General features: G+C 36.6%; 17 protein-coding genes. 12 read left to right on the top strand and 5 right to left on the bottom strand.

Annotated features, from left to right (window positions below):
- The first annotated feature begins 85 nt into the window (after positions 1 to 85).
- From rpmI to N3I35_03380, 5 genes are all read left to right on the top strand, one after another.
- Entirely contained in the window at positions 86 to 283 is a 198-nt protein-coding gene (gene rpmI / locus N3I35_03400; protein MCX8129130.1) for a 50S ribosomal protein L35, read from the top strand.
- Between the two features lie 24 nt (positions 284 to 307).
- On the top strand, positions 308 to 664 hold the full coding sequence (gene rplT, locus N3I35_03395; GenBank protein ID MCX8129129.1) for a 50S ribosomal protein L20: 357 nt from the start codon (positions 308 to 310) through the stop codon (positions 662 to 664).
- Positions 665 to 755: 91 nt separating this feature from the next.
- Positions 756 to 1,562 carry a 23S rRNA (guanosine(2251)-2'-O)-methyltransferase RlmB gene (gene rlmB, locus N3I35_03390; GenBank protein ID MCX8129128.1) on the top strand — a complete coding sequence of 269 codons (807 nt, stop codon included), beginning with the start codon at positions 756 to 758 and terminating at the stop codon, positions 1,560 to 1,562.
- Between the two features lie 71 nt (positions 1,563 to 1,633).
- Positions 1,634 to 1,915 (top strand): hypothetical protein, encoded by a 282-nt coding sequence (locus tag N3I35_03385; protein ID MCX8129127.1) that lies wholly within the window; start codon positions 1,634 to 1,636, stop codon positions 1,913 to 1,915.
- 361 nt (positions 1,916 to 2,276) lie between these two features.
- Complete coding sequence (locus N3I35_03380) at positions 2,277 to 3,281, top strand: sodium:calcium antiporter (protein ID MCX8129126.1); 1,005 nt, start codon at positions 2,277 to 2,279, stop codon at positions 3,279 to 3,281.
- 65 nt (positions 3,282 to 3,346) lie between these two features.
- Here N3I35_03380 and N3I35_03375 read toward each other — a convergent pair whose 3' ends face one another.
- Positions 3,347 to 3,736 (bottom strand): DUF4363 family protein, encoded by a 390-nt coding sequence (locus tag N3I35_03375; GenBank protein MCX8129125.1) that lies wholly within the window; start codon positions 3,734 to 3,736, stop codon positions 3,347 to 3,349.
- A gap of 1 nt (position 3,737) precedes the next feature.
- Positions 3,738 to 4,427, bottom strand: a complete 690-nt coding sequence (locus N3I35_03370) for a DUF421 domain-containing protein (GenBank protein MCX8129124.1) — start codon at positions 4,425 to 4,427, stop codon at positions 3,738 to 3,740.
- 409 nt (positions 4,428 to 4,836) lie between these two features.
- On the opposite strand from N3I35_03370, the gene N3I35_03365 reads away from it, so the two are divergent.
- The 3 genes from N3I35_03365 (at position 4,837) to tyrS (ending at position 7,810) form a co-directional block, all read left to right on the top strand.
- The gene (locus N3I35_03365; GenBank protein MCX8129123.1) at positions 4,837 to 5,451 is read left to right on the top strand and encodes an NAD-binding protein; all 615 of its coding nucleotides are present in this window, start codon (positions 4,837 to 4,839) and stop codon (positions 5,449 to 5,451) included.
- Between the two features lie 70 nt (positions 5,452 to 5,521).
- A complete protein-coding gene (locus N3I35_03360; protein ID MCX8129122.1) occupies positions 5,522 to 6,178 on the top strand; it encodes an NAD-binding protein in 657 nt (218 codons plus the stop codon).
- Positions 6,179 to 6,580: 402 nt separating this feature from the next.
- The gene (gene tyrS, locus N3I35_03355; GenBank protein MCX8129121.1) at positions 6,581 to 7,810 is read left to right on the top strand and encodes a tyrosine--tRNA ligase; all 1,230 of its coding nucleotides are present in this window, start codon (positions 6,581 to 6,583) and stop codon (positions 7,808 to 7,810) included.
- 42 nt (positions 7,811 to 7,852) lie between these two features.
- On the opposite strand, the gene N3I35_03350 is transcribed toward tyrS, so the two are convergent.
- Positions 7,853 to 9,226: a TrkH family potassium uptake protein gene (locus tag N3I35_03350; GenBank protein MCX8129120.1), complete on the bottom strand. Its 1,374-nt coding sequence runs from the start codon at positions 9,224 to 9,226 to the stop codon at positions 7,853 to 7,855.
- Between the two features lie 22 nt (positions 9,227 to 9,248).
- A complete protein-coding gene (locus tag N3I35_03345; protein ID MCX8129119.1) occupies positions 9,249 to 10,547 on the bottom strand; it encodes an ArsB/NhaD family transporter in 1,299 nt (432 codons plus the stop codon).
- A 229-nt stretch (positions 10,548 to 10,776) separates the two neighbouring features.
- Here N3I35_03345 and N3I35_03340 point away from each other — a divergent pair, with 229 nt between their 5' ends.
- The 3 genes from N3I35_03340 to N3I35_03330 are packed head-to-tail and all read left to right on the top strand — an operon-like array spanning position 10,777 to position 11,432.
- Positions 10,777 to 10,974 carry a hypothetical protein gene (locus tag N3I35_03340; protein ID MCX8129118.1) on the top strand — a complete coding sequence of 66 codons (198 nt, stop codon included), beginning with the start codon at positions 10,777 to 10,779 and terminating at the stop codon, positions 10,972 to 10,974.
- Positions 10,975 to 10,988: 14 nt separating this feature from the next.
- Positions 10,989 to 11,261 (top strand): spore coat protein, encoded by a 273-nt coding sequence (locus N3I35_03335; GenBank protein MCX8129117.1) that lies wholly within the window; start codon positions 10,989 to 10,991, stop codon positions 11,259 to 11,261.
- Between the two features lie 15 nt (positions 11,262 to 11,276).
- Positions 11,277 to 11,432 carry a hypothetical protein gene (locus N3I35_03330; protein MCX8129116.1) on the top strand — a complete coding sequence of 52 codons (156 nt, stop codon included), beginning with the start codon at positions 11,277 to 11,279 and terminating at the stop codon, positions 11,430 to 11,432.
- A gap of 52 nt (positions 11,433 to 11,484) precedes the next feature.
- On the opposite strand, the gene N3I35_03325 is transcribed toward N3I35_03330, so the two are convergent.
- A complete protein-coding gene (locus N3I35_03325; GenBank protein MCX8129115.1) occupies positions 11,485 to 11,694 on the bottom strand; it encodes an alpha/beta-type small acid-soluble spore protein in 210 nt (69 codons plus the stop codon).
- Positions 11,695 to 12,103: 409 nt separating this feature from the next.
- On the opposite strand from N3I35_03325, the gene N3I35_03320 reads away from it, so the two are divergent.
- Positions 12,104 to 12,530, top strand: a 427-nt coding sequence (locus tag N3I35_03320) for a uracil permease (GenBank protein ID MCX8129114.1), incomplete at its 3' end; no start/stop codon positions are given.

Genomic DNA, 12,530 nt, shown 5'->3' with positions numbered 1-12,530 from the left:
AAACTGATTTCATAGATAGGATTTGGATTTTCATTTTTTATATTTGATAGCTTATATTTTAGATATAGTTTAGGAGGAGAAAAAAATGCCAAAGTTGAAAACACATAGTGCATCCAAAAAAAGGTTCAAAAAGACTGCAAGCGGCAAGATTAAGATGGGACATTCATGGAGAAACCACAGGCTTGTGTCTAAGGATAGAAAGGCAAGAAAACATCATAGATTAACAGCCTATGTTTCACCGGCAAATGAAGCAACTGTTAAAAAACTAATTCCATACGCATAAGCTTATTAAAGGAGGATTCAGAACATGTCAAGAGTAAAAGGTGCGGTTAGAACCCGTGCAAGACATAAAAAAATACTTAAACTTGCTAAAGGTTATTTCGGAGGTAAAAGCAAACTCTTTAGAATAGCCAACCAGGCGGTTATGAAATCACTGGTTTACGCTTACAGGGATAGAAAAGCAAAGAAAAGAGATTTCAGAAAGCTCTGGATTGCCAGAATAAATGCAGAAGCAAGAGTTAATGGACTTACATACAGTAAGTTCGTAAGTGGACTGAAGAAGGCAGGAATCGCTTTAAACAGAAAAGTATTGGCAGATATGGCTGTTAATGATTCAGCGGCATTTGCCCAATTGGCTGAGAAAGCAAAAAGTTGTTTGAAATAATATTATAAGGGGCTCATAAGAGCCCTTTTGTTGTGTATATGGGTAGAAATGGAACACAAAACCGTTCTGAGTATAAGGAGATTATCATGGAATGAACCCGATTTCGAGTAATCAGAATTCAATAATAAAAGAGTTGAAATCTTTAAAGACAAAAAAATACCGTGAAGAAAAGAAACTTTATTTTATAGAAGGTACAAGGTTTGTTGAAGAGGCTCTTAAGGAAAAAATGAATATTGCATATATCCTGTTTTCAGAAAAATATCTGGATAGTGATGATGGAAAACAAATTTCATCTATAGCCCACTTAATGGGGTATAGGTTATATCTGCTTCCCGATAAGCTTTTTCGGGAGATTTCAGATACGGAAAATCCCCAAGGGGTAATGGCTGTAATAAAGATGAAGATGTTTGAACTAGAAGAGATTTTGTCAGAGAAATGTAATTTTCTTATAGTTCTGGATTCAATTCAGGACCCCGGTAATATGGGAACAATAATAAGGACTGCTGACGCTGCAGGTGCAAGTGGCATAATTATGTCAAAAGGGTGTGTGGATTTGTACAATCCCAAAGTGTTAAGGTCAACAATGGGCTCAATATTTCATTTACCTGTCTGCTTTTCATCTGATATCACAGAGGATATTTTACTGCTCAAATCAAGGGGAGTGAAGATATGTGCTGCTCATCTTAAAGGTGAAGTGGATTATTATGATGTTAGCGAATGGGATAATACAGCTATTATTATCGGCAATGAAGCAAACGGTATTTGTGATGAGGTTGCCTCTAGTGCTGATTTGCTTGTAAAAATACCTATGGCAGGCAGGGCCGAGTCTTTGAATGCATCAGTAGCAGCTGGATTGCTTATATATGAAGCTCTAAGAAATAGGCCTAAATTACCATAATAACAATGCATTTCGATTCCGATATTCATAATGGAAGGTATTACTAATGTTCTTATGTCGGGGTGAAGAGTATGTATTTTGATGCTGAAATCATAAGAGAGAAAAGTATGGATCCATATTTTAAAATCAAGTTTTCATATGTAGATAAGGATTTTATCATTAAGGCCGGTATTGCCGAGGTTATAAGGAAAGCGCCAGTGCCTCAAATAACCTATGATTATGAAACACGGAAAATTATCGAAGATAAAGACAGGTCAAAGCTGGAACTGGAGCTATTGAATGTAATCATCAGCTATTTGCTGTCTGCCGGTATTTCCAGGACTTATAAGGGGAGAGTAGTTCTTAGCGCATAGCCTGCATGCTAATGATAATTTATTATTAGCTTTTATTGACAAATATATAAGACATAGTGTAATATTATCTTTGTTAAAGGGGAGTAGTTTGAATTGCATAGTCAACACACTGGTTAAGGATAGACTTTAGCCTGGCTTTGCAACCTTTATGAGTTATACTCTTGATTCACTGTAATTGTACAGAGTAACTTATTACCAGGAAACGAGACTTTTAACATAATTCCATAAAAGGTGCGGCTCTATTTTTAGAGAACAACAACTTTTAGAATGTGGGATTATGTTAGAAGTTTTTTTATGTGTAGGGAATAGAATAGGTTATGGGGTCAAAAGTAAATAAAAATAAAGTGAGAGTGATAAACGAGTGTTAATGGATATTTTGGGGATGGTCTTAAGTCTGGCGGTAATTCTATTAAGTTGTGAACTTTTTACAAACGGTATTGAGTGGCTGGGCAAAAAGCTTAATTTGGGAGATGGGGTAGTAGGAAGCATATTTTCAGCAGTAGGTACATGCCTTCCTGAAACAATGATTCCAGTAATAGCTATATTGTTTTCGGGGAAATCGGGTGCTTCAGAGGATATTGGAATAGGAGCTATTATGGGAGCTCCTTTTATGCTCAGTACTCTGGCATTTTTTCTGACAGGTATAAGTGTACTTGTATTCAGAAAGAGGAGAAAAACAGGTATTGAAATGTTTGTAAACAACAAGGTTTTGGGCCGTGATATTGGCTTCTTTATTATAGTTTACAGTTTAGGTCTTGCAGCGAGTTTCATAGATATTTTGTTAATAAGATATGTTATAGCCGTTTTTCTGGTGGCATACTATATATACTACATAATGCTGACTGTAAAAAACGATCAGGCAAGTCACTCGGAATTAGAGAATCTATATATTATCAAAATTTTCAATATGAAGCCAAACCTTGGCGTGATAATATTTCAGATACTATTAGCCCTTACAGGCATAGTATTTGGTGCACACTTGTTTGTAGGTATAATTGAGAACTTATCGGAAATGTTTGGGCTGCCTGCATTAATACTTTCACTAATAATAGCTCCTATCGCAACGGAATTACCGGAAAAGTTCAATAGCATAATATGGATAAGCAAGAAAAAAGATACGCTGGCATTAGGAAACATAACTGGAGCTATGGTATTTCAAAGCTGCATACCCGTTACTATTGGTATACTGGCTACAAATTGGAAATTGGACACTGTAGCTGTAGTAAGTGCGGTTTTAGCCATACTTTCTGCTTTAGTGACTTTTTTATGGATCAAATTCAAAGGAAAGCTTAACCCCATTCCATTAATTTTTGGCGGGGTGTTTTATGGGATTTTCATTTCATATATATTCCTGGTAGCTATGTAAATATAGAGAAAGTAAAAATACCTCCTCTAAGACTGAGGGGGTATTTCTATTTCTAAAGAAATATTTCAGAATATGTTTTTAAGCCTGAAAGATTCTTTTTCCGGTATATGTTCTATATATTGTTTTAAGGTTGCTGCTTCGGCAAGAGCCAGAGGAGCATTTTTTGAAAAAATATATTTTTCCATTTTTGATAATGAAGTATCTATATTATCAATTTCGATGTGATCGATAAGCATTGCCCATTGATCTCCCGTGCCTGACCATTCGTTTTTTGCAGCGGAAAGCTGTTCTTCTGCTTTTGTCCAGTTACCCTGTATCGTATTGTTTTCTATTTGTGCTATATGCTTTCCCAGTCGGTCTGCTGTGGATGATAGTATATTATGCGTAAATAAACCTATTGATAGTATTAACGCTACTAATATAGCCAATATTATAGTTATCTTCAGGGTGTGCATACTATATATCCTCCTTCCGACCTGCTTTTTCCTGATAGTAAAGATTACCTTTGGAATCCAGGCTTGCAAATAATACACTGTTTATATCAGAAATGCCTCTGTTTCTAAGCTCCCCATATAGCCATTCTTTTGTTAAGTTAATTCTGTTGAGATTTTTAAAATTTATTTCACCGTCAACTATAAGATCAAGCGGCAACCCCTCATAATCTGTAGATATTTTTAAATCCTCAGAATTGACCGGTCTTTTCTGTGATTTTGGAATGATGCTCAATTGGCCATTGGTTTCAAGAATGGCAAATTCTACATCTGCTATATTAGACATATCCTTGCTGCGCAATTGTTCCAGCAGGTCATTTAGTGTATACATTTCTTTCTTTAGTATTTTTTCGTTTATTTTTCCGTTTTCAATAAGTATGCTGGGTTTTCCGCAAATGATGGCTCTTGCCGTAGTGCTTTTCAGTGATATGAAAGACATGGCTATTTGAGCTACAAGCAGGGTAAGAATGGGGATTATTCCGTTTATTAAGGGAATTCCTGTATTTTGCATAGGTACGGCTGCCAGCTCTGAAATCATTATTGCCACTACAAGCTCAAACGGCTGTAGCTGTCCGATTTGTCTTTTTCCCATAACCCGCATGATTATTATTACTATAAAGTACAAAATCAATGTCCTTATAAAAACTACCAGCACGGTATCATCCTTTCTTAAAAGTGGTGGTCCTTACGGAATATGTATTTATGAAAGGAGCGTTTTACTTTAGCATACTAGGTTATTAAATACTAACTATAATATTTTTTTCATTTATCAGTTTTTAATGTAAAGAAAATAATACCTTAACACAAATGTTAACATGTATAGCATAATTAGTTGTGAAATGCAGCAATTGAACGCTAGAAGCAGATTTGGTAAGCTATAGGGAAAAGAAACTGTATAGTAAACTATAGAGATATAAATATAACTAAAATATTCAAAATCAGAACTATACAATTCATAAGCAAATGATATACTATATAATAATTGAGCCAATTTAGGTATACATGGAAGCAGTGACTGCCATGATTTACCTAACTGATTTGCAGCATTAAGCAGGGGGATTTTTATGCATATAATAGTTATCGGATGTGGTAAGGTTGGTTCTAAACTTGCACATATTTTGTCCGATGAGGGACATGATGTTGTAATATTGGATAATGATTCAAAGAATTTTAAAAGTTTAGGTACTGGCTTTAACGGCATAACAGTTACAGGTGTACCTATAGACCAGGATGTATTAAAGCAGGCAGGAATAGAGACGGCCGACGCACTTGCTGCAGTTACTCCTGATGATAATGTGAATATCATGGCATGTCAGGTGGCGAGAGAGATTTTTAAAATTCCTCGTGTAATTGCAAGAATATATAACCCTGCACGTGAGCATGTTTTTCATGAATTCGGTCTTGAAACTATATGCCCTACAAATATAACAGCTGAGGTTATCCGTTCTATTGTGTTGGGGGAAAAAGGTGTATCGAATCATACAATAGGCAGTAATGTATTTTCTTTTAAGCATGAAAAGGTTACTAAAGCAAATGAAGGAAAAAAGCTGGGTAGTTTGAAACTGAAAGACAAAACAATGGTGTATGGTGTCATACAAAACGGTAAATTTTGTTTTGCAAATCCGGGTATAAAATTAGAGAAGGATGATATTCTGGTTATAACCGAAATGGTTGATTAGCCTGGAAAAGTCCGGATAGTCGATCAGAAGCGGACATATTCTTGACGTATTAATTTCTGGAGGGTGTTGTATGTATATAGTTATAGCCGGTGGAGGGAAAATTGGTTATTACCTTTCCAAAACACTATTGCCTTATAAGCATAAGATAACTGTAATTGAACGGCAGAAAGAGCTTTGTGAGAAAATTGCCAATGAACTGAATGTTCCGGTTGTAAATGGTGATGGAACCAGTATAGATGATCTGTCAAATGTACAGGCTAATAAGGCGGATATTTTTATTGCAGTAACAGGAAGGGACGAAGATAATCTGATTTCCTGTCAACTTGCAAAGAAGAGCTTTGGTGTAAAGAGAACCATTGCAAGGGTTAACAATCCTAAAAATATAAAGGTATTTGAAAGATTGGGTGTGGATATTGCAGTCAGCAGCACTTCCATCATAGCTGATTTGATAGAGCAGGAAGTTGACTACAGTGGTATGAAGACGCTTATGAAACTAAAAAACGGTAAGATTGTACTTAGCGAAATTCTTATAAATGAGAGTTCGCCCGTGTGCAACAGAAGCCTTAAAGATATAAATATTCCGGCAGACTGTATCGTAGTATCGGTCATAAGGGATGAGGAGGTAATAATTCCTAACGGTTATACTGTGCTTCACATCGGAGATTTGGTAATTGCGGTTTCTTCACAGGAAGATCAGCAAGAGCTTAGAAATTATTTCTTGAAATAGAATGAAACATAATCTATAATAAAGTAAGCATATATAGCTATGACGAATCAATAGTAGCCGTTCATGGTTACAAGCATAAATTCCGGTTAATACGGAATAAGCATGAGAGAGCAGCCTGGCTGGTGAGAAGGCTGTAGTACATGGATAAAGAACTCTAAGGAAACTATGGTGAATTACTGATTCAGAGCTGTACATCAAGAGTGTACCGGTTCAGACCGTTATATCTGTAAAGGTATTTTCAGGATTTAGCTATTGCTTATAGGAAGCTCCTATTACCAATAGCTAATAGTCTGGATACGAATTAAGGTGGTACCACGAGTCTTTTCGTCCTTATGGATGATAAGACTTTTTTATTTCTGAAACTGTGATAAGTTTTGTATTATGTAAAAGGAGTGATAGAAAATGTCAAGTGTTTTTGATGTCTTAATGGAGAGAGGATTCATACAACAGGTTACTCACGAGGAACCTCTGAAAGAGTTGCTGGAAAAGGAAAATGTTACTTTTTATACAGGTTTTGATCCTACTGCAGATAGTCTTCATGTAGGACACTTTGTACCTTTAATGGCTATGGCTCACATGCAGAGAGCCGGCCACAGGCCAATAGCTCTCGTAGGTGGGGGAACGGCCATGGTCGGAGACCCTACGGGAAAAACCGATATGAGAAAGATGATGACCAGGGAAGAAATTGAACATAACTCTAATTGTTTTAAAAAGCAAATCTCCAAGTTTATCGACTTCAGTGAGGGAAAAGCTATTATGGTTGATAATGCAGATTGGCTTTTGGAATTGAATTATGTAAAATTTCTCAGAGATATAGGAGTACATTTCTCTGTAAACAGAATGCTGACAGCAGATGCCTTTAAAACCAGATTTGAGGGGAAAGGCCTTTCTTTCATAGAATTTAACTATATGCTTATGCAGAGTTATGATTTTCTTGAATTGTTCAATAAATATGAATGTAATATCCAGCTTGGCGGCAACGATCAATGGTCCAACATAATTGGCGGAGTTGAGTTAATAAGAAAAGTTGAGGGTAAGGAAGCTTTCGGTATGACCTTCTCCCTGTTAACTACAAGTGAAGGTAAAAAGATGGGTAAGACAGAAAAAGGCGCACTTTGGCTGGATGCTTCAAAAACTTCTCCTTATGACTTTTACCAGTACTGGAGAAATGTGCAGGATAATGATGTTGTAAAATGCCTTTCATTGCTGACATTTATACCTATGGATGAGGTAAGAAGGCTGGGAGCGTTGAAGGATGCAGAAATTAATGAAGCAAAAAAAGTACTGGCATTTGAAGTTACAAAGCTTGTTCATGGAGAAGATGAGGCATTAAAGGCGCAAAAAGCTGCTGAGGCACTTTTCGGTGGCAATGGTGATATGGATGCTATTCCATCATATGAAGTTACGGAGGCTGAGGCTGAGCAAGGTATAAAGCTTCTGGATTTGCTTGTCAAATCAGGTCTTACACCGTCAAAAAGCGAAGCAAGACGTGCAGTCCAGCAAGGCGGAGTATACGTAAATGAACAGAAAATATCCGATATAGATGCTGTCACAAGTAAGAAGGACTTTACTGAGGGATCAGCATTGCTGCAGAGAGGTAAAAAGAATTTTTGCAGGATAATAATTAAGTAATTAGGAAAAAAGAGTTTGCACCCGAAGATGCAAACTCTTTTTTTATCCCACTATAACTTTTCCTTCAGGGTACACCATATCCATATCCTTCTTATTTGCTCTTAGTGTTAAGGCAATTGCAAAAGAGACAGGACCAACCCTTCCGAGAAACATTGTAAGTATGAGCAGCAGCTTGCTTACGGAGTGAAGTGTAGGCGTAATACCGGTGGATAATCCTACAGTACCGAAAGCAGAAGTGGCTTCATAAAATATATTTATAAACGACCCACCTTCTATTGCGAGGATAACTGTTGCTACAGCAATGACGACCATAGCACTGAGGCCTATTATAGAAAGGGCTTTGTTTACTACATAGTGAGGAACTCTTCGCCTGAATATTACTGTTTCGCTCGATCCGCTTATCTGAGAGAAAATAGCGGCTACTATTACACCAAAAGTAGTAATCTTTACTCCTCCCGCTGTTGAACCCGGTGCAGCACCTATAAACATGAGCAGTACAGTGGCTACTTTTGAAATGTCCTGCATTTCGTTTAATGGAACTGAATTATATCCAGCCGTTCTTGTAGTAACTGAATGGAATATGGAAGCATTTATTTTTTCGAAGAAATTTAGTTTTCCCATTGTCAATGGATTATTACTCTCAAAAACAAAGAAGAAAACTGCACCAAGTAGAATCAATAGCACAGTCATAATTAGCACTAACTTAGTGTGGAGAAAGAGGCTTTTGTTCTTTTTATATTCGTATAAATCCTTCCACACAAGGAATCCAAGACCGCCTATAATTATCAATGCTGCAATGGTATAGATCACTACAGGATCATTGTTAAAGCTCGTCAGGCTGCTGTATTCTCCGCTATACCCTCCCATAAGGTCGAAGCCTGCATTGCAAAATGCGGTGATTGAGTGAAATATACCCATATAGATGCCTTTAAGTCCAAATATCGGTATAAACCTTATAGACAGTATTAATGCTCCCAAGGTTTCGAAGGCAAGAGTAACAAGCACGACCCTTTTTACTAACCTTACCACTCCCTCAAAAGAAAAGTGATTTATTGATTCCTGAGCAAGAAGCATACCTTTCAGGCTCACTTTCCGTCCCAAGAGGGCGGAGAAAAAGGTTGCCAGAGTTATAATGCCCAGTCCACCTGCCTGTATAAGACAGAGTATTATGATTTGACCATAGATATTCCATTGTGTATAAGTATCTGCTACAATGAGGCCTGTAACACATGTAGCGGACGTAGCAGTGAAAAGTGCATTAAGATAACCTATGCTTTTACCGCTGTTTGACACTGCCGGAAGGCTGAGAAGTATCGAACCTATAAGTATAATTACGGCAAAGCTGAATACAACCATCCTGGTTGGAGAAAGTCTCATTATCCTGTTTGTGCCTATACGAAAAGTAATCTTAGCCATGTTATTACCTACCTGCTTTTTATTAATGTAGTTGAAAAATCAGTAAATACACCATACTTATTATAATAGTAATCAACATAATTGGAAAGCATACTTTAAAATATTGTCCGAAAGTGATTTTGTGCCCGTTTTCCTCTGCCATACCTGAAGCAACCACATTGGCACTGGCTCCGATAATAGTACCGTTTCCACCAAGACATGCACCGAGCGATAATGCCCACCAGAGAGGGACGATATTCATACCGGTTAATGTCCCTACACTTTTGATTAGTGGAATCATAGTTGCCGTAAAAGGTATATTATCAACAAACGCAGATAATATTGCGGATACCCAGAGTATTGAAATACCCAGAAGGACTACGTTGTCACCTGTAGCACCAACAATTGTTTCTGCAATAAGCTTCAGTACACCTGCATGTTCCAGTCCTCCTACCAGCATGAAAAGCCCTGTAAAGAAGAAAATCGTCTTCCACTCAACTTCCTGAAGTATATGCTCAATGGAAACCTTTGAAATGAGCATAAGTAAAACGGCACCTGTTATTGCTATGGTAGATGATTCTATATGCAATGCTCCGTGAAGCATGAAACCCGTGATAGTCAAGGTCAGTACTGACAGCGACTTAATGAGAAGCGTTTTATTTTTTATTGCTTTACTTTCATCTAGCAGCATAACCTTCTTTTTGAGGTCATCACTGGTACTAAAATGTTTTTTATACAAGATAACAAAAGCTAATACAGTAATAGGTAAAATAATAACAATAACAGGAGCTACGTTGTAAATAAAATCCATAAAGCTGAGGTTTGTATCAGCACCAATCATGATGTTTGGAGGATCACCTATAAGTGTTGCAGTTCCTCCGATATTTGATGCAAATATCTGACTTATGATAAATGGTACGGGTTTGAGTTTTAATTCCCTGCACACATCCAATGTTATAGGGAGAATCAGGAGTATAGTAGTGACATTATCGAGAAAAGCGGACATGAGAGCGGTAATTACCGATAAATACACAAGAATTTTCCAAGGCTCACCTTTTGCTATTTTTACAGTTTTTATTGAGAGAAATTCAAAAACACCTGTCCTTTTGGTAATCATTACAATTACCATCATACTGATTAACAAGCCAAGAGTGTTATAATCTACTGCCTCAAAGGCGAGTTCCTGAGTATATGGGTTTTTTCCTGAAAACAGCCCGAAAACTATCATTATGACTCCGCCGCCCAAAGCAGCTATCACTCTGTCTATTTTTTCAGATACAATGAGTATATATGTAAGAACAAAGATAATTGATGCAATAATCATATCTGATGATAACGGCATGATAAGCCCTCCTGTTACAATATTTTTTCATTCTTTCTATTATATATCAGAGCCTAAATACAGTCAAACAAATAGTTAGAGAAATTATTATGCCGATTTATTCAATATTTATATAATAGTAAATTTATGAGGGAAAATCGTATTGAAATATATACATGGGTAAATGAATATTATATGGAAAAATGCAGACTATATATGAAGTAAAATCAAATTTCAAGGAGGTAATACTATGGCGTTAACAAGTAAGGAATTAATGCTTATTGAGGATAATATCTCAATGACACAAAACAATATCAATTTCATACAAGGTTGTGCAGAAATATGCACAGACCCGCAAATCAGAAGTTTATGCCAGCAAATGGTAAGTGATCACCAGAATGATCTTCAGACACTTATCAAGCATATAAACACAGCAACCATACAATAAGGGAGGAAAAGCAGATGAGAAGTATTACAGATAAGGATTTAGCTAGTGTTTTGTTAAGTCAGCATAAATTGGCAGCTTCATCATTGACAAATCTCGTGCTGGAAAGTACAAACCAGTTTTTGAGAAATGACACAACAAACATACTGACAAGAACTTTCCAGCATCAGAAACAAATCTATGATCTGATGACACAAAAGGGCTGGTATAAGGTTCAGAATGCAAATCAGGAGGATATTAGCAGGGCACAGCAGGAAGTAAGCGGTATTCAATCATCCATGAATATGTAACGGAGGGAAAACAGTATGATTTGCAAGGATTGTAAGAGCTTCAAACCGGAAAAAAATATCGAGGCTGCAAAGGAAATTGCACCAGAATCTGTAAAAGGAAAGTGCAATGTAAACAATAAGAGTTGTATGTCAGGAGATAATTGTGGCTGCGGAGGTTATGTAAAGAAATAAAAATAGCAGGAGTATACTCCTGCTATTTTTATGTTGCTTTTGCTTATCTTAATTATCTACCGGTTGTTCCCCTAGGTTCAGTAGGGTATGCGTTTCCGGTATATGATTCGAATACTTTTTTAACTATATTTCCACCTATTTTACCAGCATCTCTTGCTGCGAGGTCACCATTATAACCCTGCTTTAAGTTAACGCCAACTTCTCTTGCTATTTCGTATTTCATCTGATCGAAATTAGTTGTGCTGTTATTATTCCTTGCCATAATATCACCTCCTTAATAATTATTGTTTCAAAAAGTGACGTGAATATAAGTAGAAAGATTTGGATAATTAAGGAGCAATGAAACAATAAATTAAAAAATTTCTCGCATGAAAACCGTGTTTTATTATTTCATCTTTCCTCATAAAATTTTGTCGAAATTCTTATAGACTATTCTTTAAGTATGTGATATATTGTTATAGGAAATTGAATACAGCAAACTTTTAAATTAGTCCTGTGAGGCTGGTAAAGTTTATTCTATAACCTTGTTAATATAGGAGACAAGCTTCTTACCGCTCGTAGGTATGAAGCTTTTTTTATTTTGATTTTACTGTATTCCAATAGATGATGAACCTATAAGTTTTCTTGGTTTGTCATTACTTTAAATAAATAAATTTGAGGGGGATTCAAGCATGCAAAGAAGAGTAATCCAAGTAGAAGAAAAAGTACCACTGCTCCAAGGGCTACCACTTAGTTTTCAGCATCTGTTCGCCATGTTTGGTGCATCTGTATTAGTACCGTTTCTATTCAACAGTTGGGCTGGAAAACAGGTAATTGATCCAGCGTTAGTTTTACTTATGAACGGTATAGGAACATTGATCTATTTATTCCTATGTAAAGGCAAAGCACCTGCATTCTTAGGTTCAAGTTTTGCTTTTTTAGCCCCAGTCAGTGCGGTTCTAGCAAGTTCCCCGGATAAGGATCTGAATTTTTCAAAAGCTTTAGGTGGCTTTATCTTAGCTGGTTTGATATTTTCTATAACAGCTCTTATAATTGGAGCAGTAGGAACAAAGTGGCTTGATGTAGTATTACCTCCTGCAACAATGGGTCCTATAGTTG

This window comes from Clostridia bacterium (genome assembly GCA_026414765.1).
Classification (GTDB): Bacteria; Bacillota; Clostridia; order Acetivibrionales; family DSM-27016; genus SKW86.
The sequence above is the reverse complement of the archived record's forward strand: the minus strand, read 5'-3'. Positions and strand labels throughout refer to the sequence as shown.